The organism is Sphingomicrobium sediminis (assembly GCF_023805295.1).
Taxonomy (GTDB): domain Bacteria; phylum Pseudomonadota; class Alphaproteobacteria; order Sphingomonadales; family Sphingomonadaceae; genus Sphingomicrobium; species Sphingomicrobium sediminis.
The window spans coordinates 726,924-751,258 of the sequence record NZ_JAMSHT010000001.1; the positions used below are offsets into that span (position 1 = coordinate 726,924).

General features: G+C 61.9%; 30 protein-coding genes. 9 read left to right on the forward strand and 21 right to left on the reverse strand.

Annotated features, from left to right (window positions below; translation table 11 throughout):
- Positions 1 to 53: 53 nt before the first annotated feature.
- From ahcY to NDO55_RS03535, 3 genes are all read right to left on the reverse strand, one after another.
- Positions 54 to 1,445, reverse strand: a complete 1,392-nt coding sequence (gene ahcY / locus NDO55_RS03525) for an adenosylhomocysteinase (protein WP_252115519.1) — start codon at positions 1,443 to 1,445, stop codon at positions 54 to 56.
- A gap of 82 nt (positions 1,446 to 1,527) precedes the next feature.
- A complete protein-coding gene (locus tag NDO55_RS03530) occupies positions 1,528 to 2,094 on the reverse strand; it encodes a YqgE/AlgH family protein (protein WP_341869966.1) in 567 nt (188 codons plus the stop codon).
- A 36-nt stretch (positions 2,095 to 2,130) separates the two neighbouring features.
- The gene (locus NDO55_RS03535; RefSeq protein ID WP_252112473.1) at positions 2,131 to 2,658 is read right to left on the reverse strand and encodes a hypothetical protein; all 528 of its coding nucleotides are present in this window, start codon (positions 2,656 to 2,658) and stop codon (positions 2,131 to 2,133) included.
- Positions 2,659 to 2,809: 151 nt separating this feature from the next.
- Between NDO55_RS03535 and NDO55_RS03540 the strand changes: the two genes are divergently transcribed.
- The 3 genes from NDO55_RS03540 (at position 2,810) to NDO55_RS03550 (ending at position 3,996) form a co-directional block, all read left to right on the forward strand.
- The gene (locus NDO55_RS03540) at positions 2,810 to 3,289 is read left to right on the forward strand and encodes a peroxiredoxin (RefSeq protein ID WP_252112474.1); all 480 of its coding nucleotides are present in this window, start codon (positions 2,810 to 2,812) and stop codon (positions 3,287 to 3,289) included.
- A gap of 95 nt (positions 3,290 to 3,384) precedes the next feature.
- On the forward strand, positions 3,385 to 3,663 hold the full coding sequence (locus tag NDO55_RS03545; RefSeq protein WP_252112476.1) for a hypothetical protein: 279 nt from the start codon (positions 3,385 to 3,387) through the stop codon (positions 3,661 to 3,663).
- A 126-nt stretch (positions 3,664 to 3,789) separates the two neighbouring features.
- A complete protein-coding gene (locus NDO55_RS03550; protein ID WP_252112478.1) occupies positions 3,790 to 3,996 on the forward strand; it encodes a hypothetical protein in 207 nt (68 codons plus the stop codon).
- A gap of 17 nt (positions 3,997 to 4,013) precedes the next feature.
- Here NDO55_RS03550 and NDO55_RS03555 read toward each other — a convergent pair whose 3' ends face one another.
- The 18 genes from NDO55_RS03555 to NDO55_RS03640 form a co-directional block, all read right to left on the reverse strand.
- Positions 4,014 to 4,550, reverse strand: a complete 537-nt coding sequence (locus NDO55_RS03555; RefSeq protein WP_252112480.1) for a YbjN domain-containing protein — start codon at positions 4,548 to 4,550, stop codon at positions 4,014 to 4,016.
- Positions 4,551 to 4,567: 17 nt separating this feature from the next.
- Positions 4,568 to 5,005: a YbjN domain-containing protein gene (locus NDO55_RS03560; RefSeq protein ID WP_252112482.1), complete on the reverse strand. Its 438-nt coding sequence runs from the start codon at positions 5,003 to 5,005 to the stop codon at positions 4,568 to 4,570.
- A gap of 98 nt (positions 5,006 to 5,103) precedes the next feature.
- On the reverse strand, positions 5,104 to 6,981 hold the full coding sequence (locus NDO55_RS03565; protein ID WP_252112484.1) for a M2 family metallopeptidase: 1,878 nt from the start codon (positions 6,979 to 6,981) through the stop codon (positions 5,104 to 5,106).
- A 59-nt stretch (positions 6,982 to 7,040) separates the two neighbouring features.
- The gene (locus NDO55_RS03570; protein ID WP_252112486.1) at positions 7,041 to 7,802 is read right to left on the reverse strand and encodes an alpha/beta fold hydrolase; all 762 of its coding nucleotides are present in this window, start codon (positions 7,800 to 7,802) and stop codon (positions 7,041 to 7,043) included.
- The gene (locus NDO55_RS03575) at positions 7,799 to 8,122 is read right to left on the reverse strand and encodes a hypothetical protein (RefSeq protein ID WP_252112488.1); all 324 of its coding nucleotides are present in this window, start codon (positions 8,120 to 8,122) and stop codon (positions 7,799 to 7,801) included. Before NDO55_RS03575 ends, NDO55_RS03570 begins: the two co-directional genes overlap by 4 nt.
- Complete coding sequence (locus NDO55_RS03580) at positions 8,119 to 9,144, reverse strand: aspartate-semialdehyde dehydrogenase (RefSeq protein ID WP_252112490.1); 1,026 nt, start codon at positions 9,142 to 9,144, stop codon at positions 8,119 to 8,121. The genes NDO55_RS03575 and NDO55_RS03580 overlap by 4 nt, the downstream gene beginning before the upstream one ends.
- A gap of 61 nt (positions 9,145 to 9,205) precedes the next feature.
- Positions 9,206 to 9,940 (reverse strand): polysaccharide deacetylase family protein, encoded by a 735-nt coding sequence (locus NDO55_RS03585; protein WP_252112492.1) that lies wholly within the window; start codon positions 9,938 to 9,940, stop codon positions 9,206 to 9,208.
- Positions 9,915 to 12,170, reverse strand: a complete 2,256-nt coding sequence (locus tag NDO55_RS03590; protein WP_252112494.1) for a S9 family peptidase — start codon at positions 12,168 to 12,170, stop codon at positions 9,915 to 9,917. Before NDO55_RS03590 ends, NDO55_RS03585 begins: the two co-directional genes overlap by 26 nt.
- A 108-nt stretch (positions 12,171 to 12,278) precedes the next feature.
- Positions 12,279 to 12,665, reverse strand: coding sequence for a 50S ribosomal protein L19 (gene rplS, locus NDO55_RS03595; protein WP_252112496.1), 387 nt, complete (start codon positions 12,663 to 12,665; stop codon positions 12,279 to 12,281).
- A 12-nt stretch (positions 12,666 to 12,677) separates the two neighbouring features.
- Positions 12,678 to 13,400 (reverse strand): tRNA (guanosine(37)-N1)-methyltransferase TrmD, encoded by a 723-nt coding sequence (gene trmD / locus NDO55_RS03600; protein ID WP_252112498.1) that lies wholly within the window; start codon positions 13,398 to 13,400, stop codon positions 12,678 to 12,680.
- An 11-nt stretch (positions 13,401 to 13,411) separates the two neighbouring features.
- Positions 13,412 to 13,906, reverse strand: coding sequence for an SRPBCC family protein (locus NDO55_RS03605; protein WP_252112500.1), 495 nt, complete (start codon positions 13,904 to 13,906; stop codon positions 13,412 to 13,414).
- On the reverse strand, positions 13,903 to 14,229 hold the full coding sequence (locus tag NDO55_RS03610; RefSeq protein WP_252112502.1) for an ArsR/SmtB family transcription factor: 327 nt from the start codon (positions 14,227 to 14,229) through the stop codon (positions 13,903 to 13,905). The genes NDO55_RS03605 and NDO55_RS03610 overlap by 4 nt, the downstream gene beginning before the upstream one ends.
- Before the next feature lie 37 nt (positions 14,230 to 14,266).
- Positions 14,267 to 15,217 (reverse strand): carbon-nitrogen hydrolase family protein, encoded by a 951-nt coding sequence (locus NDO55_RS03615; RefSeq protein ID WP_252112504.1) that lies wholly within the window; start codon positions 15,215 to 15,217, stop codon positions 14,267 to 14,269.
- 1 nt (position 15,218) lies between these two features.
- A complete protein-coding gene (rimM, locus tag NDO55_RS03620; protein WP_252112506.1) occupies positions 15,219 to 15,719 on the reverse strand; it encodes a ribosome maturation factor RimM in 501 nt (166 codons plus the stop codon).
- Between the two features lie 6 nt (positions 15,720 to 15,725).
- On the reverse strand, positions 15,726 to 16,247 hold the full coding sequence (gene rpsP / locus NDO55_RS03625; protein ID WP_252112508.1) for a 30S ribosomal protein S16: 522 nt from the start codon (positions 16,245 to 16,247) through the stop codon (positions 15,726 to 15,728).
- Positions 16,248 to 16,274: 27 nt separating this feature from the next.
- On the reverse strand, positions 16,275 to 17,735 hold the full coding sequence (gene ffh, locus NDO55_RS03630) for a signal recognition particle protein (RefSeq protein ID WP_252112510.1): 1,461 nt from the start codon (positions 17,733 to 17,735) through the stop codon (positions 16,275 to 16,277).
- A gap of 152 nt (positions 17,736 to 17,887) precedes the next feature.
- Positions 17,888 to 18,307 carry a DUF1330 domain-containing protein gene (locus NDO55_RS03635; protein WP_252112512.1) on the reverse strand — a complete coding sequence of 140 codons (420 nt, stop codon included), beginning with the start codon at positions 18,305 to 18,307 and terminating at the stop codon, positions 17,888 to 17,890.
- A gap of 118 nt (positions 18,308 to 18,425) precedes the next feature.
- Positions 18,426 to 19,004 (reverse strand): DUF924 family protein, encoded by a 579-nt coding sequence (locus NDO55_RS03640; protein ID WP_252112514.1) that lies wholly within the window; start codon positions 19,002 to 19,004, stop codon positions 18,426 to 18,428.
- Positions 19,005 to 19,059: 55 nt separating this feature from the next.
- Here NDO55_RS03640 and dapF point away from each other — a divergent pair, with 55 nt between their 5' ends.
- From dapF to NDO55_RS03670, 6 genes are read left to right on the forward strand one after another with little or no spacing between them, the layout of a single operon-like run.
- Positions 19,060 to 19,860, forward strand: coding sequence for a diaminopimelate epimerase (gene dapF / locus NDO55_RS03645; protein WP_252112516.1), 801 nt, complete (start codon positions 19,060 to 19,062; stop codon positions 19,858 to 19,860).
- Entirely contained in the window at positions 19,857 to 21,077 is a 1,221-nt protein-coding gene (gene mtaB / locus NDO55_RS03650; RefSeq protein WP_252112518.1) for a tRNA (N(6)-L-threonylcarbamoyladenosine(37)-C(2))-methylthiotransferase MtaB, read from the forward strand. The genes dapF and mtaB overlap by 4 nt, the downstream gene beginning before the upstream one ends.
- Entirely contained in the window at positions 21,074 to 21,991 is a 918-nt protein-coding gene (ftsY, locus tag NDO55_RS03655) for a signal recognition particle-docking protein FtsY (protein ID WP_252112520.1), read from the forward strand. The genes mtaB and ftsY overlap by 4 nt, the downstream gene beginning before the upstream one ends.
- Entirely contained in the window at positions 21,988 to 22,620 is a 633-nt protein-coding gene (locus tag NDO55_RS03660) for a septation protein A (protein ID WP_252112522.1), read from the forward strand. The genes ftsY and NDO55_RS03660 overlap by 4 nt, the downstream gene beginning before the upstream one ends.
- Positions 22,617 to 23,549: an ABC transporter ATP-binding protein gene (locus NDO55_RS03665; protein ID WP_252115523.1), complete on the forward strand. Its 933-nt coding sequence runs from the start codon at positions 22,617 to 22,619 to the stop codon at positions 23,547 to 23,549. The genes NDO55_RS03660 and NDO55_RS03665 overlap by 4 nt, the downstream gene beginning before the upstream one ends.
- Positions 23,546 to 24,307 carry an ABC transporter permease gene (locus NDO55_RS03670; protein ID WP_252112524.1) on the forward strand — a complete coding sequence of 254 codons (762 nt, stop codon included), beginning with the start codon at positions 23,546 to 23,548 and terminating at the stop codon, positions 24,305 to 24,307. Before NDO55_RS03665 ends, NDO55_RS03670 begins: the two co-directional genes overlap by 4 nt.
- Positions 24,308 to 24,335 lie beyond the last annotated feature (28 nt).

Below are 24,335 nucleotides of genomic sequence, written 5' to 3' on the forward strand. Positions count from 1 at the left end.
CAAAAAACGGGGACCCGAAGGTCCCCGTCCGTTGGATCGTTCAGGATCGTCGCTTAGTAGCGATAATGTTCCGGCTTGAACGGGCCGTTCTGTCCGACACCGATATAGTCGGCCTGCTCCTTGCTGAGTTCGCTGAGCTGGACGTTCAGCTTGGCGAGGTGCAGCTCGGCGACCTTCTCGTCGAGATGCTTGGGCAGGACGTGCACGTCATTCTCGTATTGGTCAGCGCGCTTCCACAGCTCGATCTGCGCCAGCACCTGGTTGGTGAAGCTGGCCGACATGACGAAGCTCGGGTGGCCGGTGGCATTGCCGAGGTTCAGGAGGCGGCCCTTCGAAAGCAGGATGATGCGCTTGCCGTCGGGCTTTTCGATGAGATCGACCTGCGGCTTCACCTCGGTCCACTTGAAATTCTCGAGCGCCTCGACCTGAATTTCATTGTCGAAGTGGCCGATATTACCGACGATCGCCATGTCTTTCATGCCGCGGACATGGTCGACGGTGATGACGTCCTTGTTGCCCGTGGTGGTGACGAAGATGTCGCCGCGCGGGACGGCCTGTTCCATGGTCACGACTTCAAAACCATCCATGGCCGCCTGCAGCGCGCAGATGGGGTCGATTTCGGTAACGAGCACACGCGCACCGGCACCGGCAAGCGAGGCTGCCGAGCCTTTGCCGACATCGCCATAACCAGCGACGACCGCGACCTTGCCGGCCATCATGACGTCGGTGCCGCGACGAATACCGTCGACCAGGCTCTCCTTGCAGCCATACTTATTGTCGAACTTCGACTTGGTGACGCTGTCATTCACGTTAATCGCCGGGAAGGGAAGCAGGCCCTTCTTGGCGAGCTGATAGAGGCGATTGACGCCCGTCGTCGTCTCTTCGCTGACACCCTTGATGTTCTTCACCGTCTCGGTGAGGTAACCCGGCTTCTTGGCGATGAAGGCCTTCAGCGCCTTCTGGAATTCACGCTCTTCCTCGTTGGTCGGTGCGGGCATTTCCTCGCCCGCCTCGATGCGCGCGCCCCACAGCGCGAACATCGTGGCATCGCCGCCATCGTCGAGGATCAGGTTGCAGGTCTCTTCACCCCAATCGAACGTGCGGCCGACATAGTCCCAATATTCTTCCAGCGTTTCGCCCTTCACGGCGAAAACGGGAATGTCCTGCGCAGCGATCGCGGCGGCGGCATGGTCCTGCGTCGAATAGATGTTGCAGGTCGTCCAGCGCACCTCGGCGCCCAGCGCGACGAGCGTTTCGATCAGCACCGCGGTCTGGATCGTCATGTGCAGCGAACCGGTGATGCGCGCGCCCTTCAGGGGCTGCGATGCGGCATATTCCTCGCGCGTGGCCATCAGGCCCGGCATTTCGGTCTCGGCGATGGTGATTTCGGTACGGCCATAATCGGCGAGCGAAATGTCTTTGACGATATAATCGGTCACTTGGATCTCCACGGATGTGCATGGGGCAAGGCACCGCCCCGTTCGAGCCGCGCCCTACTAGGTTCGCGGGCCCAGTGCAAACGGTGCGTCAGGCAGCGCCGCTGTCGGGACTGAGCAGCGCCGGATCGACACCCGCGGACCGATAAGCCGCAGCCCACCGATTGGCGGGTTTTTCCTTGAACAGAATGTCGCGCTCGCCATCGGCGACGAACCAGCCATGGCGGGTCATTTCATCCTCGAGCTGACCGCCCGACCATCCCGCATATCCGAGCGCCACGATGAACTGTTTCGGCCCCCTGCCCTCGCCGATCGCGCGCAGGACGTCGGTCGTGCCGGTGAGGCTGCACAGATCGGCGATGCGGATCGTGTCCTGACCGCCCCAATCGTCGGAATGGAGGACAAATCCCCTGCCCGGTTCGACCGGCCCGCCGATATGGACGGGGGCATCAGGTGTATCGTCGGTTTCCAGCCCGAATTGGGCGACGAGGTCGCGTACCGAAATTTCTGGGTGCGTCTTGCCGATGCCGATGCCGATCGCACCTTCTTCGTCATGGGTCGCCATGACGATGGCGGCCTCACGAAAGCGCTCATCTTCCATACCCGGCAAGGCGAGCAGCAGGCGTCCGGTAAGGAAGGGCGGTTCGTCGGTCATCATCGGGTCAACGCACGATCCCAGAATATGGGCGCAGACCTAGTTCGAAGCGAAGGCTGCGTTAGCCTCGTCACGCAATTTCACGATCTGGCTATAAAAGTCAGAGATCGTCATCGCGACATTGCCTTTATTGGTCCCGTAGCGTGCGCCCATGTAGCGCGTCACCCAGATCCGGTCGCCGCTCACGAAAAGCTGGATGAATGGATTATTGTTCTCGAAGTCCTTGGTGGCCGCATTGAGGGCTTCGACCGTCTGTCCCGTATATTGAATCGAGGTGGTCATGCGCAGCCCAACGCAGCCCATCTCTTCCGAGCAGAATACCCACACGGATGCGCGGACATTGTTGCCCAGGTCGACGGAGAGATATTCGCGGTTGTTCGTATCGTTAGCCAACTCGGCAGCGCCGCCCAGTTCTTCAATGAGGCTGCTAAGCTTGGCATAATCGAATTCGCCCCAGGTATCGCGCAGCGACGGCGCGTCCCAATCGAAGTTGGCCTCCTGTGCCGCCGCCGTACCCGGAACAGCGACCATCATCATCGCTGCAATGCCAAGACCAAATACTCTCATTCGCCCTGCTCCATCGAAATTACGCTTTGGCTCTGGAAATTGCTGGCAAGCGGCCCAACTAGCAAGGTGAAACTTCGGCTTGCGGGAACTCCCGGCAGGGGCAATGCATAGGTCGAAGTGAGTTCAATCCATCTCATCGGAGACAAATATCATGACCATCACCGTCGGCGACCGCCTTCCCGAAGCCCAGCTCTCGCTCGCCACGCCCGAGGGCCCCATCCCCGTCAAGTCCAGCGACTATTTCAAGGACAAGACCGTCGCGCTGTTCGCGGTGCCCGGTGCCTTCACCCCGACCTGCTCGGCCAAGCACCTGCCGAGCTTTGTCGAGAAAGCCGACGAACTGAAGGCCAAGGGCGTCGACCAGATCGCCGCGACCAGCGTCAATGACGGTTTCGTCATGGCCGAATGGGGCAAGCAGGCCGGCAGCGCCGAGATCGACATGCTCGCCGACGGCAATGCCGACTTTGCCGAAGCGCTCGGCCTCACCATGGACGCCTCGGGCTTCGGCATGGGCAAGCGCTCGCAGCGTTACTCGATGCTTGTCGAGGACGGCGTCGTGAAGCAGCTCAACGTGGAAGCGCCGGGTGCCTATGAAGTGTCGGGTGCGGAAACGCTTCTCGGGCAACTTTAAGCGCCGAACGGATGGTGCGCTGCGACGAATGAAGGAGCGTGCTCTACGGTAAAACGTTGGTATCCCGAATGAAATTTTCGAACAGGAGTATCAGCATGACGCAGCCTACCGACACGCAGACCAACAATAGCCGCATCGACAATGTTCGCCAGAACCTTGAGACGCGCGGCGACTTCGTTGGCCAGAGCTATCGCACCATTCGTGACAATCCGCGCACCAGCGCTGCCATCGCCGGTGGTGTTGCCGCCGCGGCGGGTGCCACTGCCTTCCTGCTCAACCGCAGAAACCGCATCGGCACCGCGACCGGGCACGCCAATCCCAATGAGGAAGTGCTCGACAAGGTCGAAGAAATGAATGCTGATCCGTCGGCCTAACCGACCGGATCGGAAAGAGGGAGAAAAGGTGCCGGCCGGCTTTCGGTCGGCGCCTTTTTCTTTGCCCGTTGCATCGCCTCGCAGGCTGATGCGTTGGGAACAGCAAAACAAGGAGAAGACTGCACCATGACCAATCCCGCCCAGAACCTGTTCGACGGCACGTTCAAGACGGTGCAGGACCATCCCATCCTCACGGCTGCCATCGGCGGTGCCCTGCTCGCGCTGGCTGGAAGCGCCATTGCCGTAAGACGGCGGATCGAATTGAACCGTCTCGACGAAGCGACCGAGGAAGAGATCGAAGAGCAGATCCAGGTCGGCGCAATCGCCTATTAGGCGCGCATCGCCTCGGGCTAGTTGCCGGTGGCGTCCTCGATCAGGCCTTCGAATGACACCAGGGTGGTATTGTCGAACAGCTTTAGTTCGTCGAGCAAGTGCCCGACGGTCACGCCGCCGTCGGTAATCACATATCGTTCGATGAGCATGGTGCCGTCGTCATAAGAGATGACCTTGGCGATGCTGTAGGTCGCGTTGGCATTGTTAGCGAATTGGCGACCGAATGCCGGGCTCTCATGCCCGGTATTGTAGACCGCCACGATCGAGAGCCCGAAGCAGCGTTCCTGCTCGTTGCAAGCCGTCACCCGCACCAAGGCGTTGCGGCCGCTCTCATAGCTGAATGACAGGCGCTGAATGCCATTATCGTCCGTATGATATTCGAAGGTGCCGTTTGCCGATGTGGCGCGCACCAATGCCTCGGCGTCCTGCTTCGACAATGATGTGACCACTTGCGAGCGGTCGAGGTTGTTGGCGTCCAGCGATTGAGCCGCGGCCGGTGATGCCAGGGCCAAGCCCGCAGCGGTTGCGGCGGCTGTGATTGGGTAGCGCATCATCCTGTCCCCTAGGCTGATTACATATAGTTCTGAATGGCGGAGCCGAAGCCCGCGACGCGGCGCGAGAAGACCCACAAATTGCTGCCGATATAGGCGGGGGTGACCCCGTTATTGGCGATCGCATAGGCGGCATAGCAGATTTGGGTACGGTCCTTGTACGCGCGCCCGAAATTCTCGTTCTGGTTGAACAGGTTCACGGTGGCGACCGAGATACCGACGTCGTCATTCCAGCATTTGAGCATGGCAAGGCCCTGGCAGCGCCCATTATCGTTGCAGGCCGTCCGCCGAACTGTGAATGACATGCCATTGGGAGCATCGACCCGATACTGGCGGTCTCCAGCAATCTCGATCGTCATCTCACGATCACGCGCCGCCTGTCGCACCAATGCATCGGTAAAGTCGTCAGTGATTGCCGGCTGTACCGAAGCGACAAGCGCGATACTCGTCAAAGCCATGAACATAAATGCCCCCGTTTCAATCAGTCATTATGATCATTGCGGCAAGTATCCCGGGCACTACCGGGACACCCACTGCAATCTACGTGATCGCCGGATTATGCGTCCCATCCGCAATTCTTGCCGGCATTCTGCTCCTTGAGCCATGCCTGCAGCGGCGCGAAATATTCCTTCATCGGCTCGGCCGACATTTCGCGGGTGCCGGTGAACGCCTCGAGCGCGTCCGGCCAAGGCTTTGACGCGCCCATTTCCAAGAGCGCGTTCAGCCGTGCCCCGACATTTTCGTTGCCGTAGAAGCTGCAGCGATGAAGCGGGCCGTCCCATTCGGCAATCTCGCAGGCCGCTTCGTAGAACTGGAACTGCAGGATGTGCGCAAGGAAGTAACGCGCATAAGGCGTGTTGCCCGGAATGTGATATTTCGCACCCGGATCGAAGTTGGCCGGATTGTCGCGCGACACGGGCGGCGTCACGCCCTGATACTGTTCCTTCAGGCCAACCCACGCATCGGTATATTCAGCCGGCGTGATCGAGCCGTCGAATACGCCCCAGCGCCACTTGTCGACCAGCAGGCCGAACGGCAGGAAGGCGACCTTATCCATCGCCTGATTGAGCAAGAGGCCGATATCCTTGTCGGCGCTCGGCACGCGGCTCTCATCGAGTAGGCCGAGCGTGACAAGATAATCGGGCGTCACCGACAGCGCGACGAAATCGCCGATCGCTTCGTGGAAGCCGTCATTGGCGCCGTTGAGATAGAGAAAATCCTTATCGTTATAGGCGCGCTGGTAATAATTGTGTCCAAGCTCGTGATGCATGGTGACGAAGTCGTCGGCATTCACCTTGGTGCACATCTTGATGCGCAAATCGTCGACATTGTCGAGATTCCAGGCCGAGGCATGGCAGACGACTTCGCGGCCCTCCGGACGGACGATCTGCGAGCGCTCCCAGAAGGTTTCGGGCAGCGGATCGAGGCCGAGCGAGGTAAAGAAGCGCTCAGAAATGCGCGCAATCTCGACCGCATCGACGTCGTTCTCGACGAGAAGGTCGGTGAGGTCGTAGCCAAGATCGCCAGCCCCTTCCGGCGCGACGATGTCGTAGACGTTGCCCCAGCCCTGCGCCCACATATTGCCGAGCAGGTCGGCGCGGATCATGCCCTCGTCGGGCTGCACATCGGCGCCGTAATAGTCACTCAGTTCGCTGCGGACATAGCAATGCAGGTCGGCATAAAGCGGTTCGACTTCGGCCCACAGGCGATCGTACATCGCGCTGAATTCCTGCGGCGTCATGTCATAGTTGGAGCGCCACAGTGCACCGGTATCGGCAAAGCCCAGTTCCTGCGCGCCGGCATTGGTGATCTCGACGAAGCGCTCATAATCTTCCTTCATCGGGCGACCGACATTGTTGTGCCAGCTGACCCAGAGCTGCTGCAGCTCTTCGGGGTCGCGGATCGTGCCCATCAGCGCTTCGGCATCATTGCCGGGGATCATCTCGCCGTTCAGTTCGGCCTGGCCCTTGCCGTAGGCCGAGTTGAGGCGCGTCGCGACTTCGTTGAGCTCTGCGGCGGCGCCCTCGGTGGTCGGCGCCGGCATGGTGATGCCGGTACGTAGCATGACTAGTTTGCGCTCGGTCTCTGCATCGAGGCCCTCGACCTGCGCATAGATGGCCGCGTCATTGGCGAATTCGGTCGTCATCTCGGTGCCGATCGTGCCGAAATAGCTCGCCAGCGCATCGGTATCGCGGTTGATGTAGGTCGAATTCACCCAGGCAGCCTGCGCAGCGATGGGCGAAAATTCCGCATATTGCCGCTCGGCATCCTCGACGAACGCCTTGGCGCCCGCAGGCGTCAGCGGGAATTCGAGGCCATCTTCGGCCTGCGCTTCCGTCGCCACGGGCGGATTGTTGTAGGTCTGCTCATTGTACGTCATGCAACCGGCGAGCGTCAGCGCTGCCAGCGACACGGTGGCGGTATATTTGATCATCTCTCGAAATCCCTTCGTGAACGCATTGCCGCGAAGGGTGGAACGGGGCGCGAGCGAAATCAAGCGTCGCCGAGAAACTCCACGATCGCCGCGCCCAATTCCTTCTTGGTGACGCAAGACATGTGGGTGCCCGGAATGGGCATATGGCGCGCATCGGGCAGCCGCTCGGTCAGCGCAACCGGGTCACCATTGTCGCGATCTTCTTCACCGCAAATGACGGCCGTCGGCATCTCGAAGGCGTCGAGCCACTTTTCCTTGGCATCCGTAAAGGTAGGCAGCAGGAGACGCGCGGCTTCGCGGTCGATCCCCATCGTCTTCATGAAGGCGATGGCGAGGAAATCGGGGTCGCCCCGCTTGGCGGTCTCGTAATTGTCGACGGCGCCGAGGAAGAAGGCCTGGCGCTTGTCCCAGCCCGTAAGGCCGGTCAGCCCCATGCCGCACAGCATGGCGCGCGCCGGGCGGAGCCCCTCGCCAATTCCATGCACCGTGGTGCGTGCGCCAAGGCTGAAGCCGCCAAGGTCGTAGGCATTGGGCATGAGGCCGAGATGGCCGACAAATTCTTCGAGGTCGCGCGCCAGGATCCCGTCCGGATAGGCGGCGGGACCCAGCGGCGCGTCGCTATGACCATGGGCGCGCAGATCGGGCATGATGACGCGGTGGCCAGCTGCAGCCACCTGCGCCGCATGACCATATTTGATCCAGTTGGTCTCGGCATTGGAAAAGAGGCCGTGCAGGAGCAGAACAGGACGCCCCTCGCCCATCTCGTGATAGGCAAGGCGCACGCCATCCGACGCAGTCCAATGGTTGAGACTCGCGCTCACTGGTCGCGCTTCTCGGGCGTGATGTCGATCATGTCCGGCTCGATCTCCACTTCACGCGCTTCGGTCTCGATGATCGGCGGGCGGCCCTGCGACAGCTTCGACGAAATCATCCGCCGCGTCGCGAGGATGATGATGAGCATGATCCCTGCAAAAGCGAGCGCAATATAGAAGATCGGCATCAGCTGGTCCTCGACCATGCCGAGCAGAAAGGTCGCGCCGAGGATGAAACCCCAGAAACGCAGCCAGCGGCCGAGCAGCAGCAAGGCAATGCCATCGACGCCCGCCTGGGCGCGGCGTTCGGCTCCCGGATCCTCGATCATGCTTTCTGGAGGTGGCGACGGCCGAGCAGCTCGGCAATCTGCACCGCATTGAGTGCGGCGCCCTTGCGCAGGTTATCGCTGACGCACCAGAAGCTGAGGCCATTGTCGACCGTGGGATCTTCGCGCAGGCGGCTGATAAAGGTCGCATAGTCGCCGACACATTCGACCGGCGTCACGTAACCGCCATCCTCGCGCTTGTCGACGAGCATGATGCCCGGCGCCTCGCGCAGGATCTTGGTCGCATCCTTTGCCGACAATTCGTCTTCCAACTCGACGTTAATCGCTTCCGAATGGCCGACGAAGACCGGCACGCGCACGCAGGTCGCGGTTACCTTGACCTTGGGACCGAGGATCTTCTTGGTCTCGGCGACCATCTTATATTCTTCCTTGGTCATCCCGTCGTCGAGAAACTCGTCGATATGCGGGATGACGTTGAAAGCGATCTGCTTGGTGAAGACTTCGGGCTCGGCCGGATCGCCGACGAAGATGTCGCGGCTCTGCTTGAACAGTTCGTCCATGGCCTCGCGACCGGCGCCAGAGACCGACTGGTAGGTCGCCACCACCACGCGCTTGACCGTCGCGGCATCATGCAGCGGCTTCAGTGCCACGACCATCTGCGCGGTCGAGCAATTGGGATTGGCGATGATGTTGCGGGCCTTGTAGCCGTCGATCGCGTCGGCATTCACCTCGGGCACGATCAGCGGGACGTCGGGATCCATGCGGAAGAGCGAGGAATTGTCGATCACCGTGCAGCCGGCCTTCGCGGCCTTCTCCGCATAGGCCTTCGACACGCTCGATCCCGCCGCGAACAGGGCCATGTCCCATCCGGCAAAGTCGAAATGCTCGAGATTCTTGACCTTTAATTCCTTGCCGGTCTCGCCAAATTCGATGCGGTCGCCCGCCGAACGGCTCGAGGCGACGGCGGCAATCTCGTCGATCGGGAATTCGCGCTCGGCCAGGATGGCCAGCATTTCGCGCCCGACCGTGCCGGTCGCACCGACGACGACGACTTTGTAACCCATGAAATTCGCTCCGCTTATCAGTTGTGATGCGACTTAAGCGCTTGGCTGCGTTGCGCAACCCCTAGGGCCGAGAAGTCGCCGCCATGAGATCGCCCGCGCTGACCAATTCGAAGCCGCGCGCGCGGACCCGGTCGATCAGGATCGGCAGCGCCTCGCGGGCCACTTCGTTAGCGCCATACATGGGATGGACGAGGATGATCGAACCCGGTTCGACCGCCTCGGCGATCATTGCTGCATATTCTTCCGGATCGTCGGTGACGGGCTCCTCTATGTCCCATGTCACCATCGTCATGCTGCTCGCATGCACTGCCCCAGCCAGGCCGAGAAATTTCACCCCATAGGGCGGTCTGAAGACGTTGGCCGTTTCCACGCCCGCGGCACGAAGGCTGGCCTCGGTGCGTAGAAGCTCGTCAATATAGGGCCGCTTGCGAACCCCGATCATACGGTCGTGATAATAGCTGTGATTGCCGATTTCGTGCCCGGCCTCGAAGATCGCCCGCGCGGCTTGCGGATTGCGATCGACCATCCCGCCGATGAGGAAAAAGGTCGCACGAACATCCTTTTCCTCGAGCACGCGCAGGACATAATCGGTGCCCGAAGGCGTCGGGCCGTCGTCGAAGGTGAGCGCGACCAGCGGCCGCTCGGTCTCGACCTTGCAGACGACGGGGATTCCGAACGCGAAGCAGCGCGCCCGCACAAGCTCGCGAAATGCAATGAGCAGCAGTGCGATGACGAGGAGGCCGATGAGGCCCCCTCGTACCCATCGTCGATTATTCGCCGTCGGCGACCGGGCCACCCTCGACCCCATTTTCCTCGAGGAAGCGCATGATGGTTTCCCAGAGATGGACGCTGATATTCTCGCCGCGCACGCCATGGGCCTGGCCCGGATAGAACATCATGTCGAACTGGACGCGGGCCTCCTGCATGGCTGCGGCCATCTGCGTGGAGTTGTCGAGGACGACATTGTCGTCGCTCATGCCGTGGATCAGCAGCAGCGGATCGGAAATGTTGCCGGCCGTCGGGAAGGTGCTCGATGCCTCATAGGCCTCGGGCACTTCGCGCGGATCGCCCATGAAGCGCTCGGTATAGTGGGTGTCATACAGCTCCCATTTGGTCACCGGCGCGCCGGCCACGCCAGCGGCATAGAGGCCGGGGTCCTGCCCCAGCATCATCAGCGTCATGTAGCCGCCATAGGACCAGCCATAGGTCGCGATACGGTCCGGATCGACGAAGTCGAGGCTCTTGAGCCATTCGGCGCCGACCTTCTGGTCAGCCACTTCGATCCCGCCCATGGCCCGATAGATCGGCTTTTCGAATTCGACACCGCGATTGGCGCTGCCGCGATTGTCGAGCTGGACCCAGATATAGCCTTGGTCGACGATCCACTGCTGGAGCGCACCGGTAAAGCCGTTACGCACCGTCTGCGGACCCGGGCCGCCATAATGCTGGAAGAAGACCGGATAGCGTTCGCCCGGCTTCATGTCGGGCGGGGTGATCATTTCGTAATATAGGTCGGTCCCGTCGGGGGCCTTGATGGTGCCGAACTTGGACGGCTCATGGCTCCACATATAGGGCGAATAGGGATGGTCGGCGTCGAGCGCATTCTCGTTGATCCACGCAATGCGGTTCGCCTCGTTATCGCCGAACCAGATCTGGCCCGGGCGCGAATTGCTCGACCGCGAGACGATCGAGCGGCTCGCCGACTTGTCGAGGCTCCAGCCATAGCTGTAGCCCGGCTCCGACAGCAGCACCGGCTCGGAACCCGGCGTCGTATAGTCGAGCGAATAGAGATGACTCTCGAGCACATTCTCGCGGTTCGCGGTGAAGTAGAGCTTGCCCTCGTCCTGGTCGACGCCGTCGAGGCCCATGACGACCCATTCGCCTTGGGTAAGCTGGCGCCAGTCATCGCCGTCGGCGCTGACATGATAGAGATGACCGAAGCCATCGCGTTCCGACCACCAGATGAGCGAGCCGTCCTTCAAGAAGCGATAGTCGTAGCTGAGATTGGTCCAATGCCCCTCGGCTGCGGTCTCGCTGAAGAAGATTTCGCTCTTGCCGGTTTCGGGATCGACCTTGAGCATGTCGAGCACGGTCTGGGCGCGGTTCTGGCGCTGGACGTAGAGCGCGCTGCCATCGGGTGCCCAGTTGACGCGGGCGATGTAGATATCCTCGTTGTCACCAAGGTCGACCATTTCCATGCCCGAACCATCCATGTTGATGATCCACAGCTGGTTGGTGACATTGTCGGTGCCGGCGGCCGGATAGCGCTGATCGTAGGTGCTGGTCCCCCCGGCACCGATCGAGGTGCGGGTGACGACGCCGACCGGGTTCTCGTCGAAACGCTGCACGGCGATCCGCTTGTCGTCGGGGCTCCACCAGTAACCGGTGCGACGTGCCATTTCTTCCTGCGCGACGAATTCGGCCTCGCCCCAATGGATCAGCGGATCGCTTTCCTCGGGCGTAATCGGGGTCGGTTCGTCACCGACCGCGCCAACATAGAGGCGCTGGTCGCGCACGAAGCTGACATAGCCGCCCTTGGGGCTGAGCGCGGGGTTGAGTTCGCCCGCATCGGTGTCGGTGAGCTGCGTGACGCTTCCATCGACGCCGGCGAGATAGAGATCGCCATCGATCGGCACCAGCAGCGACTGACCATCGGGCGACCATTGATAGGTGATGATGCCCTTGAGGCTGCCGACGCGGGCGCGTTCGCGCTGCATCTTTTCTTCTTCGGACAGTTCGGCCCCCGAACCGACCTTCTCGCTGTCGACGAGCATGGTCCATTCGCCACCCTCGGCATCGAGCGCCCAGAGGTCGTAACGCTGGCGCTCATCCTCGCGCGGACGCAGCATGGTCAGCATCGACCCGTCGGGTGCCAGCTGCACGCCGCGCGGGAAGGACCCGCCAAGCGAGGGGCTGGCAAAGATACGGTCGAGCGTGAGCTCCTGGCGTTCGACTTCCTGTGCTGCGGCGGGGCTGGTCATGACGATGCTCCCAAGTGCTGCACCGGCGAGAAGGCTCTTAAGCATGAAATATTTCTCCCGGAAAATTCGGCCCGCCTGGACGACGGGCAACAAAAAAGGCGCCCGGCAGATGTGCCGGACGCCCTAATTTTGTGCAAGGTGGCTTTCGACCAACTACGCGTCGGTCTTTTCGCCCTTGGCCGGACGGTTGTCCTTGCGCTCGGCGATACGCGCCGACTTACCGGTGCGACCACGCAGATAGTAAAGCTTGGCACGACGCACGGCGCCCTTACGGACGACGGTGATGCTGTCGATGTTGGGCGAGTAGAGCGGGAAGACGCGCTCGACACCTTCGCCGAACGAAATCTTGCGAACGGTGAAGCTGGAGCCGGCGCCCTTGTTCGAACGGGCGATGCAGACGCCTTCGAAGTTCTGGACACGGGTGCGCTGGCCTTCAACGACGCGCACACCGATGCGGAGAGTGTCACCCGGGCGGAATTCGGGAATGTCCTTGCCCAGGGCTTCGATGGTTTCCTGTTCGATCGTCTCGATGATGTTCATCGGTCTAAAATCCTATTTCTTTCGCTGCGCACCAGAGGGAGACTGACCCGAACGCTCCCCATGAGCGTCCCAAAGGTCCGGCCTCCTTAGCCGTGTGTCCTCGCGAGCGCGTTCTTCACGCCACCTCGCGATGCGCGCATGATCCCCCGATCGCAGCACTTCGGGAATCGTGCGCCCCTCCCATTCTACCGGTCGGGTGTAGTGCGGATATTCGAGAAGTCCCTGTTCGAAACTCTCTTCCTCTCCGCTTGAGGCCGCGCCCATTACCCCGGGAAGCAGCCGAATGCAAGCGTCGAGGAGCAACATGGCGGGTATTTCGCCACCCGACAGGATATAGTCGCCGACGCTGACCGGTTCGACATCTCGCGCCTCGAAGATACGCTCGTCAAAACCCTCGAAGCGGCCACACAGGATGATGGCCCCCTCGCCCGCGACGAGATCGCGCACTTTCGCCTGTGTCAGCGTCTTGCCCCGCGGGCTCATGGCCAGCATCGGACGGCCATCGGCAACGCTGTCGAGAGCGGCGGCAAGCACATCGCATTTGAGCACCATTCCGGCTCCGCCACCGGCCGGCGTGTCATCGACCGTGCGATGCTTGTCGGTGGCGAAGTCGCGGATGTTCTTTGTCTCGAGGCTCCACGCCCCCTCTTCCAGCGCGCGCCCGGCGAGCGACGTGCCGAGCAGACCCGGAAACATGTCGGGGTAGAGCGTCAGGACGGAAGCGCGAAAGGTCATGGCCGCGCCGATTAGGCGTTGGCCAGGAACTCCGCAAGTTTGTCGAAGCTGCCGCCCCAACCCTGCTCCATCGATCCCATCGCCTCCACGAAGACGGCAATAGCTTCGGCCGACGCTTCGATCGGGGTCCATTTGAGCGTGATTTCGGTCCCGCCATCCGTGTCCCGGAAGTCGACTTCCGTCAGCAGCGTGAGCGGCCAGGCGGGAAAGAAATGCGGTGTGACCTTGCGACCCTCTGCGTCTGCAAAGCTCTGCTCCCACGCGATATGGCCGGGGCGGTCGATGCGCGTCCACTTCGCCAACGTGTAGGTGGTGCCCATGTCAGGATGGTCCGATCGCGTGTGCATGAGACTGCCCTCCACGATATCGCCCGACAGGCGCGTCAGCTTCGCACCGGGAGGTCCCGACCATTGCTCCATCTTGTCCGGATCGGCCCAAGCATCGAAAACCGTTTCACGGTCCGCATCGAACGTCCGCACGATGGTGAAAACGGGCACGTCGCTCATTCTTCTTTCCCCTTGCTGGATTGGAGGAAGGCATCGAGCCGGTCGAACCGGTCGGGCCAATAGGACGCCATCTGCTCGATGTATTGCTTTGCTGCCGAGATGCCGTCGGGCGCCAACTGGCGCGGGCGCGACGTTCCTTCGTGCAATGTCTCGACGAGACCCGCTTGTTCGAGCACCTTTAGATGTTTGGAGATGGCCGGCTGGCTCATGGCGAAAGGCTCGGCCAATTCCGCCACGGTGGCACGCCCCTCTCCCAATCGTGAGAGGATGGCGCGCCGCGTCGGGTCGGCCAGTGCTGCAAATTGCTTGTCCAACGACTCCATAACCATTTGGTTATATTAAGCTGTATCGGCAGGCAAGCTATTTCCAGCGAACGCTCTGCTGCGGGTCTGTATTGATGTCGAGGCTGAAGATGTCCGGGCGGGAATAATGACCGTCCGTGTCGAGCAACGCCTTGGCCGCGGCGACTTCCTCGAGGTCGATTTCTGCATGGATCGTCTCTTCGCCCTCGCCGGCATGCGCCAGGATGCGTCCGTCGGGCCCGATGATCATGCTGCCGCCACGGTTGAGCACGTCTTCCTCGATCGCGTCCAAAAGCGCGAGCGCGTCGTCATTGCCCTCGCAGCGTTCCACGCCATCGCGCAGTTGCTCGCGCGTCTGGACCAAACCTGCCGCGAGAACGAAGCAACGGCCTTCGAAGGCATAATGACGCGAGGCAATGGCATAGGTCTCTCGGACGGTCGGCCAGGCTGCGACATGCACCGCTTCTTCCTGGTTGTGCATGGCGGCGCGCGCGAACGGCATCCAATGCTCCCAGCAGATCAGGCTGCCGACATTGCCCCATTCGGCCTCGTGCACGCCCAGAGTCGAGCCATCGCCGCGCATCCAGACGAGCCGCTCGCCATGCGTGGGCACCAGCTTGCGATGATCGAGCGGCGCGGCATTGGGCCGGAACAGCATCTGGTTGTTGAACAGGCTGGAGCGAATACGCTCATGCGCGCCGATCGAGACGAGCGCGCCCGTTTCGTCCACCAGATCCTGCAGCGGTGCAAAGCGGAAGTCGTTGGCCATCACTGCCTGGTCCATCAGGATGGCGTGCATCGCTTTGGTGCCGGGATGATCCCACAAAGCAGCGCCGGGGCTCTCGTCGAGCCAGAGCGGATAGCCGCCGAGGAATGTCTCACCGAAGGCAACGATCTCGGCGCCATCCTTGATGGCAGCGCGTGCCAGTTCGACCGCTTGCGTGATCCCATCATCGATGCAGAGCGGGATGGGCGCGGCCTGGCAGATGGCGACGTTGAGCTTGCTCATCCTAGTCCTCGGCAAAGGCGGCGTTGATAACGAGCCGCTCCTTGTTCCACTCGGGCACCGCATTTTCGGTCATCGGGACCATGAAGCGTTTGCCGGTCGGCCGCTCGATCTCGATGACGTCGCTGGCCCCGAAATTCTCGACTGCGACAATGGTGCCGACTTCAGCGCCCCTATCGTCGATGACGAGGAGGCTGAGGAGATCGCTGAAATAATATTCGCCCTCACCCAGTTCGGGCAGCGTTTCGCGGGCGATTTCCAAGAGCGACCCGCGCAGCGCTTCTGCGGCCTCACGACTGTTGACGCCATCGAGCTTCGCGATCGCACCCTTGGCATTGGCGCGGACAGACAAAAGGCGCCGCTCGTCCTCTCCGACGAACAGCGCCTTCTGTTTCTTCAGGCTGTCGATGCCCTCGGCAAAGAGCTTGAGCCGTAGCTCGCCCTTGACGCCATGGGCACCCGCCACGGCGGCGAGCGCAACGCGATCCTGCGACGCGCCCGCCATGCCGGGTTACTCGGCCTTGGCTTCTTCGGCTTCGGCGTCGTCCGCCTTGGCTTCTTCAGCAGCTTCCTCGGCGGGAGCTTCCTCAGCAGCGGCTTCTTCAGCCGGGGTCTCTTCAGCAGCAGCTTCTTCGACCGGTGCTTCGTCGGCAGCCTTCGCAGCTTCTTCAGCTTCCTTGGCGGCGTCCTTGGCGGCCTGTTCCTTTTCGGCCTTCTCTTCGGCGCGTTCCTTGGCCTTCTCGCCCGGCTCGCCCTTCTGCGGGTTGTTGCGCGCTTCGCGCTTCATCATGCCCTCGGCGTCAAGGAAACGCAGGACGCGGTCGGTCGGCTGGGCGCCAACGTCGAGCCAGTGCTGGATGCGCTCCTTGTCGAGCTTCACGCGCTCGGGATTGTCCTTGGCGAGGAGCGGGTTGTACGAACCCACGCGCTCGATGAAGCGACCGTCGCGCGAACGACGGCTGTCGGCCACGACGATGCGGTAGTAGGGACGCTTTTTCGCGCCACCACGGGCGAGACGAATTGCAACTGCCATATTCTTATTCCTTCTTAGGTAATGCTGTTATTTCTTTGAAAACTTGTCGAAACCGGGGGGCAGGTTCATTGGTGCGCCGGGGCCACCCAGACCCGGCAGTCCGCCACCCGGCGGAAGCTGCGGCATCTCTCCGCCAGCGCTATCTGCGCCGCCGGGAAGCCCGCCGCCAAACATCGAGGCGAGCTTTGAAAAGCCGCCCATCTTCTTCAATTTCTTCATCGCGCCTTCCATTTGCTGGTGCATCTTCAGCAGCTTGTTGACTTCCTGCACCGTGGTGCCGGAGCCGTTGGCGATACGCCGCTTGCGCTTGGCGTTGATGATCTTGGGTTTCTGGCGCTCTTCCGACGTCATCGAGCTCATCATCGCCTCGAGACGGGTCAGCGCCTTGTCGTCGATGTCAGTTGCCTGCTTCATGCCCTTCATTCCGGGCATCATCTTGGCGAGCGCGCCCAGTCCACCCATCTTCTGCATCTGCTTGATCTGCAGCGCGAGGTCGTCGAGGTCGAACTTGCCCTTCTCCATCTTGCGGGCAAGACGCTCGGCATCTTCCTGCTTGACGGTTTCGGCGGCCTTTTCGACCAGGCTGACGACATCGCCCATGCCGAGGATGCGGCCGGCGACACGGTCGGGATGGAAGGGCTCGAGCGCATCCAGCGCTTCGCCCGTACCCGCAAATTTGATGGGCTTGCCGGTGACCTTGCGCATCGACAGCGCCGCGCCACCGCGCGCATCGCCATCCATACGGGTGAGGATGACACCGGTAAGGTCGATTTCCGCGGAAAACCCCTTGGCGACGTTGACTGCGTCCTGGCCGGTCAGGCTGTCGACCACGAGCAAAGTCTCGGCCGGCGTCGCAGCGCTGGCGACGGCCTTCATTTCGGCCATCAGCGCATCGTCGACATGGAGGCGCCCCGCCGTGTCGAGTATGACCACGTCATAGCCTTGCAGCTTGGCCGACTGGACCGCGCGTTTGGCAATGTCGGTGGGCTGCTGGCCGGCAACGATCGGCAGCGTCTCGACCTCGGCCTGGCGCCCAAGCACCGCCAGCTGCTCCTGCGCCGCCGGACGGGCGACGTCGAGCGAGGCCATCAGGACCTTCTTACGATCCTTTTCCTTGAGGCGCTTGGCGAGCTTTGCAGTGCTGGTGGTCTTACCCGAGCCCTGCAGGCCGACGACCATGATGACCGCGGGGGGATTGACGTTGAGGTTGAGCTCGGCATTTTCCGCGCCAAGCAGCTCGACCAGCGCATCGTTGACGATCTTGACGACCATCTGGCCCGGCGTGACCGATTTGACGACTTCCTCGCCGACCGCGCGTTCGGTGACCTGTTCAACAAATTCGCGCGCGACGGGCAGCGCCACGTCTGCTTCGAGCAAGGCGACGCGGACTTCGCGCATCGCATCGCGCACGTCGGCCTCCGACAAGGCACCGCGGCCGCGGATCTTGTCGAATACACCGGAAAGGCGATCGCTCAGGCTGTCAAACAAACGTCAGTCTCCTTCTCGTGTCCCATGGGCGCCAATACGCAAAAAGCGCCGGCGGACGAAACCTCGTCGGCCAGCGTGCGCCGCAGCGCTTGCAAATTGTCATCCCTTGGGACGGGGGCGCATCTATGCGACACACGGCCCGGCGTCAAGCTTTATACCCCTTGCGGCACTATCGGCAGCAGCCGGGAATCCGCCAGCGCCGCACTGCGATGCCCAATACCGGAAAGATAGGCCTTGTTCTGCGCGAAGGCCATGAAGGCTTCCGGCGAGGCCTGCTCCACCAGCAGGACGCGATCCCAGTGCTCTGCCTCGGGACCGATGAAATACCTACCGCCCTCGCCGTCGAAGAGGAGCTTGCCGCCGGCTTCGAGCAGGAATGGCGCTGTGTGCGCCATATAGCGGTCATAGGCCTCGGCACCCGAAATAGGCGTGTCGGGCGCAAGGTCCGGAAGGTCCGAATAGTCCGCCACCTCGCGAAAGCGCAGAAGATTGAGCATAACCACCGGCCCCTTGATGCCCAGCATAAAAAATGCAGTCGCGGACGCTTCGGTGGGTTCGAGATAAGTCGGCATCGCGTAGCTCCATGGATAGATACGCAGGTGTGCACCCGCTCAGAGGCTGACGAGCAGGCATGAAAACCTGTGACGCGCCGATTTCGATTAGCGGCCGGGCAGGACCGACCAAACGCCGTCAGAACGCGCCGCCGCCTTCCAGCATGATTACCTCTTCTGGCGTACTCTCTCGCCCCAGCGCCTTGTTGCGGCCCGGGAAGCGGCCGAAGTCGACGATCTGCTGGCGGTGCAGGTGGGCGAAGCGGTCATGGCCTTCCTCGTGCATCGCATCGAACAGGGCCACGCTCTGCTCCTGGTCGCTCAATTCCTCGCTGTGCATCAGCGGCATGTAGACGAAGAAGCGCTGGTCCTTAGGCAGGCGCAGGTCCCAGCCTTTGGCGATGGCGCGGCGGGTCAGCTGGCGGGCCATGCGGTCGGCCTCGAATGCCTTGGCCTTGCCGCGATTGATATGGCGGCTGAACTGGTCGAGCATGATGATCGCGGCGAGTGCACGCTTGGGCCCCTCGCGCCATACCTTCCCCTCGGCGGCGATCACCGACTTGCGCAAATCGCCCCAGCGCTCCTTGATCTTCTTGTCGAGCTCGGCATCCTTCTTCCACCACCGATCTTCGCCGACTTCGTCGAACCAATAGTCGATGACCTGTTGGGCTAGCGCACGGATTTCGCTGTCTTCGGCACTGAAGGCATTGCTCGCCACGAAAGGACACTCCCCATTGCTCTTGGGCGACCCTCACCTTAAGTCGCCATGCGTAATGGCAACCACCTTTCACAAGATGCACGGGCTGGGCAATGACTTTGTCATTTTCGATGCCCGCGAGGCCGATGTACCGCTCGATGCGGCACGGGTGCGGCTGCTTGCCGACCGGCATCGCGGGATCGGTTGCGACCAGCTCATCCGGCTGTCGCCGTCGGACAAGGCCGACCTGCTTATGGACATCTGGAATGCAGATGGCGGCGAGGCCGAAGCTTGCGGCAATGCCGCGCGCTGTGTCGCGGCGCTCACGGGCGCCAAGACGATCGACAGTGCCGGCGGCCTGCTCGAGGCGGAAGCCGGAGACGACAGCGTCAGCATCACCTTGCCCCCGCCGCGCTTCCAGTGGGACGAGATCCCGATTGCCGACCCGATGGACACCGCACCGGTGCCGATGGCCTGGGATGTGTTGGAAGGCGCCGATGCGGTCAATGTCGGCAATCCGCACCTCGTTTTCTTCGTTGACGACGCCGACGCCGTGGCGCTCGGTGAAATCGGGCCGCAAATCGAGCACGACCCGGCCTTCCCCGAACGCATCAACGTCAATGTCGCGGAAGTGCGCGACGGCCGCCTTAAACTGCGCACCTTTGAGCGCGGCGCCGGCCTCACCGAAGCCTGCGGCACCGGCGCCTGTGCGAGTGCAGTCGCCGCGATCCGGCGCAAGCTGCTCGCCTCGCCTGTCGCTGTCGACATGCCGGGCGGTTCGCTCACCATCCATTGGGCACCCGGAGACCCGATCGTGATGCAGGGCGCGGCGACGCACGTCTTTACTGGAGAGGTCGATCTCGAGGCGCTCCGATGAGCGTTGAGACCATTACCCTGGGCTGTCGCCTCAACATGGCGGAGAGCGCGACGATGAAGCGTCGCTTGGAGGCCGCAGGGCATCGCGGCGACACGATCATCGTCAATAGCTGCGCGGTGACGCATGAAGCGGTGCGCCAGACGCGCCAGGCGATCCGCAAGGCCAAGCGCAATGCACCCGAAGCCAAGGTCGTCGTGACCGGCTGCGCGGCACAGATCGAGCCCGACACGTTCCGCGCCATGCCCGAGGTGGACGCGCTGATCGGCAATGCGAACAAGCTGGACGTGGCGCAAATCGCCAATGCAGCCAAGGATTTGCCCGGTGACGTCATGACGGCACCCGCACCGCCGGTCGCTGCCGGCTTTGGCAACAAAGTGCGCAGCTTCGTTGCGGTCCAGACCGGATGCGATCATCGCTGCACCTTCTGCACCATCCCCTATGGCCGCGGGAATAGCCGCAGCCTTGCCTATGACGAGGTCCGCCGCGCCGTCGCCAGCGAGCTCGACCGGGGCGCGCGCGAGATTGTCATCACCGGTGTCGACATTACCAGCTATGACGATGACGGCCGCAAATTGGGGGAAATGCTCCAGAAACTGTTGGTCGACGAGCCGCGCCTCCAGCGCCTGCGCCTCTCCAGCCTCGACTCCATCGAGATGGATGGCGCGCTGTATGAATTGCTCAGCGGTGACGAGCGCCTGCTGCCCCACTTCCACCTTTCGCTACAGGCGGGAGACGACATGATCCTCAAGCGCATGAAGCGCCGCCACAGCCGCGCCCAGGCCGTCGCCATCGTGGAGCGCCTCAAGGCCGCCCGTCCCGAGACGACCATCGGCGCGGATATCATTGCCGGTTTTCCCACCGAGTCTGAAGAGATGTTCTTCAACTCCCTGAAACTCATCGATGATTGTGACATCATTGCTGCGCATGTCTTCCCGTACAGCCCGCGCGACAAGACGCCCGCCGCGCGCATGCCGCAGCTCGACCGGAGCGTGATCAAGGACCGTGCGGCACGCCTGCGTGCCAAGGCTTTCGAGCATCGCATGGCCTGGCTGCGCTCCATGGTCGGCACGACCCAAGGCGCGCTTATCGAGAATAACGCCAAGGGCCATACCGATACTTTCGCGCCGATCACGGTTGAAGGCGGTAAGCGCGGCGCCTACGTCATGGCGACCATCACGGATGCGAACGAGAAAGGGCTGACGGGGGTGATTGAATGAGTTGGCTCGACCGGTTGACCGGGGGATTTCGCAAGACCGCAGACCGCGTCGGCGAGAATCTTACCGGCCTCACCTCCAAACAGGCGCTCGATACAGCGACCCTCGACGATATCGAGGAAGCGCTGATCGCGTCCGACCTCGGCCCTGAAGCCTCAAAGCGCATCCGCGAGGCCATCGCGGCTCGCAAGTTCGAGCAATTGGACGAGCGGGGCTTGCGCGAAATCCTTGCCGAAGAGATCGAAGCCATCCTCGCACCGGTCGCCAAGCCGCTGGATATTTATGGTTTCCCGCGGCCCCACGTTATCCTCGTCATCGGGGTCAACGGTTCGGGCAAGACCACGACGATCGGCAAACTCGGCCATTGGATCATGGAGCAGGATTATGGCGTCCTGCTTGCCGCTGGCGACACGTTCCGCGCCGCCGCGATCGAACAACTCAAAATCTGGGGCGAACGCATCCATGCGCCCGTCATTGCCGGGCCCGAGGGCGGTGATCCCGCCTCGATCGTCTTCGACGGCGTGAAACAGGCGACTGCCACCGGTGAGGACGTTCTCATCGTCGACACGGCAGGCCGCCTCCAGAACAAGAGCTACCTGATGGACGAATTAGCGAAAATCCGCCGCGTTCTAGGGAAATTGAACGAGGAAGCGCCGCATGACGTCATCCTCGTCCTCGACGCGACCACCGGCCAGAATGCGATCAACCAGATCGAGGTCTTCCAGGAGGTCGCGCATGTGACCGGCCTCGTCATGACCAAGCTGGACGGCACCGCCCGCGGCGGCGTGATGGTCGCGGCGGCCGAGAAGTTCGGCCTGCCCATCCACGCCATCGGCGTCGGCGAAGGCGTCGATGACCTGCGTCCGTTCGATCCCCGCGCGGTCGCCCGCGCTATTGCAGGCCTGCCCCCCGCATGAGCGAAGTCCATCCCGGTCCCGGCATAGAGGACGACAAGCCCAAATTGGGCGCCGGCAAGCAATTGCTGCTCGACCTCGGCCCGCTGGTCATCTTCTTCCTGGTCAACAAGTTTTCGCCCGGCGACGAATTGCAGCGTCTGCTCGTCGCGACGGGCGCCTTCATGGTTTCGATGATCGTAGCCATGATCATCAGCTACACTGCGGTGAAGCACGTCACCCGCATCCAGATGCTTTCGCTGGTCATGGTCGTCGGGTTCGGAGCGATCACGATTGCCTTGGGCGATCCCAAGTGGATCAAGATGAAACCGACCGCTTTCTACCTGCTTGCGGGCGGCATTCTGGCATGGGGATGGATGACGTCACGTCCGCTGTTGAAATGGTTACTGGGCGCCGCTTATCCCGGCCTCAACGACCTTGGATGGATCAAGCTTTCCCGGAATTGGGCCATTTTCTTTGCAGTGATGGCATGCCTCAATGAAGTCGTCTGGCGCAACAGTTCGACCGATTTCTGGATCGGGTTCAAGATTTGGGGCTTCCTCCCCCTCACCTTCCTCTTCGCCGCCAGCCAGATGCCGATGCTGATGAAACACGGCCTGACGCTGGAAGAACCCGAAAAGGACAAGGGCTGATGCGGGTCATCGAGATTGCGGGACTGGAGAAGGCCTATAAAGGCGGCACCAAAGCCTTGAAGGGCGTCGACCTGACGATCGAGAAGGGCGAGATCTTCGCGCTGCTGGGGCCCAATGGCGCCGGCAAGACGACGCTCATCTCGATCGTCTGCGGCATTGTCACCAAGACCGGCGGCAGCGTCAGCGTCTATGGCCACGATATTGAGACCGCCTATCGCGCCGCGCGCGACCATATCGGCCTCGTCCCGCAGGAGTTGACCACCGACGCCTTCGAAACGGTGTGGGACACGGTCGCTTTCTCGCGCGGCTTGTTTGGTAAACCGCGCAATGACGCCTATCTCGAAGATCTGCTCAAGCGCCTGACTCTTTGGGACAAACGCGAAGCGCGGATGATGGAGCTGTCGGGCGGCATGAAGCGCCGCGTCATGATCGCCAAGGCACTGGCCCACGAACCTGACATCCTTTTCCTCGATGAGCCAACAGCGGGCGTCGACGTCGAACTCCGCCGCGACATGTGGGAATTGGTGCGCAAGCTCCAGTCCGACGGCACGACCATTATTCTCACCACCCACTATATCGAGGAAGCCGAGGAGATGGCCGACCGCGTCGGCGTGATCCGCGATGGCGAGCTCGTGGCGCTGGGTGAAAAGAATGAGCTGATGGCGCAAATGGGCCGCCGCACCCTCACCATCTTCCTAGAACAGCCGCTCAAGGCCCTGCCGACAGCGCTTGAGGGCCGCGACATCGATCTTTCCGACGATGGCGGCGAGCTCGCTTATCATTTCGACAGCAATGCCGCCGAAAATGGTATCCCGCAGCTGATGCGCCAGCTGGATGAGCTTGGTATCGGATGGCGCGACCTTACGACGCGGCAATCCAGCCTGGAGGATATCTTCGTCAGCCTCGTCCATGCAGGAGATGCGAAATGAACCTGCGCGGCGTCCTGGCGATCTACAAGTTCGAAATGGCGCGCGCCAAGCGCACTATCTGGCAGAGCCTTGCCGCACCGCTCATCACGACAGCTTTGTTCCTGCTCGTTTTCGGTGCGGCCATCGGCGACCGCATGGGCGAGATTGAAGGCGTCAATTTCGGCGGCTTCATCGTGCCCGGCCTGGTCCTGCTCTCGGTCCTGCAGCAAAGCTTGTCCAATGCCTCATTCGGCATTTATTTTCCGAAGTTTACGGGCACCATCTACGAAATACTCTCAGCACCGCTATCGCCTGTAGAGACGGTCATTTCCTATGTCGGCGCGGCGGCCAGCAAGTCGGTCATCCTCGCGCTCGTCACTATGGCCGCGGCCCATCTCTTCGTGGACTATTCGATCGACCGCCCATTCCTGATGCTGCTCTTCTTGGTGCTCATCGCCGTCGGCTTTTGTTTGTGGGGTTTTCTCATCGGGCTGCTCGCCAACAATTTCGAGCAGCTGCAGGCCGCGCCCCTGCTGATCATCACCCCGCTCACCTTCCTGGGCGGCATTTTCTACTCGATCGCAACCCTGCCCGATCCGTGGCGCACGCTCAGCCTGTTCAACCCGATCGTCTACTTGGTGTCGGGCTATCGCTGGACGTTCAATGGGGTGGCGGACGTGCCGATCTGGTCGAGCTGGCTCGCCATGGGGCTGACCATCGCGATTCCGCTCACTGCCATCGCCTGGATCTTCAAGACCGGGCATCGTCTCAAGCAATAGAGCGCAAAGAAAAGGGCGGCAGCCGCAG

Bases quoted from the DNA above. Each gene is read 5' to 3' on its own strand.
- NDO55_RS03530 (WP_341869966.1), bottom strand. From the start codon at position 2,094: ATGATGACCGACGAACCGCCCTTCCTTACCGGACGCCTGCTGCTCGCC.
- NDO55_RS03535 (WP_252112473.1), bottom strand. From the start codon at position 2,658: ATGAGAGTATTTGGTCTTGGCATTGCAGCGATGATGATGGTCGCTGTT.
- NDO55_RS03540 (WP_252112474.1), top strand. From the start codon at position 2,810: ATGACCATCACCGTCGGCGACCGCCTTCCCGAAGCCCAGCTCTCGCTC.
- NDO55_RS03545 (WP_252112476.1), top strand. From the start codon at position 3,385: ATGACGCAGCCTACCGACACGCAGACCAACAATAGCCGCATCGACAAT.
- NDO55_RS03550 (WP_252112478.1), top strand. From the start codon at position 3,790: ATGACCAATCCCGCCCAGAACCTGTTCGACGGCACGTTCAAGACGGTG.
- NDO55_RS03555 (WP_252112480.1), bottom strand. From the start codon at position 4,550: ATGATGCGCTACCCAATCACAGCCGCCGCAACCGCTGCGGGCTTGGCC.
- NDO55_RS03560 (WP_252112482.1), bottom strand. From the start codon at position 5,005: ATGGCTTTGACGAGTATCGCGCTTGTCGCTTCGGTACAGCCGGCAATC.
- NDO55_RS03565 (WP_252112484.1), bottom strand. From the start codon at position 6,981: ATGATCAAATATACCGCCACCGTGTCGCTGGCAGCGCTGACGCTCGCC.
- NDO55_RS03575 (WP_252112488.1), bottom strand. From the start codon at position 8,122: ATGATCGAGGATCCGGGAGCCGAACGCCGCGCCCAGGCGGGCGTCGAT.
- NDO55_RS03580 (WP_252112490.1), bottom strand. From the start codon at position 9,144: ATGGGTTACAAAGTCGTCGTCGTCGGTGCGACCGGCACGGTCGGGCGC.
- NDO55_RS03590 (WP_252112494.1), bottom strand. From the start codon at position 12,170: ATGCTTAAGAGCCTTCTCGCCGGTGCAGCACTTGGGAGCATCGTCATG.
- rplS (WP_252112496.1), bottom strand. From the start codon at position 12,665: ATGAACATCATCGAGACGATCGAACAGGAAACCATCGAAGCCCTGGGC.
- trmD (WP_252112498.1), bottom strand. From the start codon at position 13,400: ATGACCTTTCGCGCTTCCGTCCTGACGCTCTACCCCGACATGTTTCCG.
- NDO55_RS03605 (WP_252112500.1), bottom strand. From the start codon at position 13,906: ATGAGCGACGTGCCCGTTTTCACCATCGTGCGGACGTTCGATGCGGAC.
- NDO55_RS03610 (WP_252112502.1), bottom strand. From the start codon at position 14,229: ATGGAGTCGTTGGACAAGCAATTTGCAGCACTGGCCGACCCGACGCGG.
- NDO55_RS03615 (WP_252112504.1), bottom strand. From the start codon at position 15,217: ATGAGCAAGCTCAACGTCGCCATCTGCCAGGCCGCGCCCATCCCGCTC.
- rimM (WP_252112506.1), bottom strand. From the start codon at position 15,719: ATGGCGGGCGCGTCGCAGGATCGCGTTGCGCTCGCCGCCGTGGCGGGT.
- rpsP (WP_252112508.1), bottom strand. From the start codon at position 16,247: ATGGCAGTTGCAATTCGTCTCGCCCGTGGTGGCGCGAAAAAGCGTCCC.
- NDO55_RS03635 (WP_252112512.1), bottom strand. From the start codon at position 18,307: ATGCCGACTTATCTCGAACCCACCGAAGCGTCCGCGACTGCATTTTTT.
- dapF (WP_252112516.1), top strand. From the start codon at position 19,060: ATGGCAACCACCTTTCACAAGATGCACGGGCTGGGCAATGACTTTGTC.
- mtaB (WP_252112518.1), top strand. From the start codon at position 19,857: ATGAGCGTTGAGACCATTACCCTGGGCTGTCGCCTCAACATGGCGGAG.
- ftsY (WP_252112520.1), top strand. From the start codon at position 21,074: ATGAGTTGGCTCGACCGGTTGACCGGGGGATTTCGCAAGACCGCAGAC.
- NDO55_RS03660 (WP_252112522.1), top strand. From the start codon at position 21,988: ATGAGCGAAGTCCATCCCGGTCCCGGCATAGAGGACGACAAGCCCAAA.
- NDO55_RS03670 (WP_252112524.1), top strand. From the start codon at position 23,546: ATGAACCTGCGCGGCGTCCTGGCGATCTACAAGTTCGAAATGGCGCGC.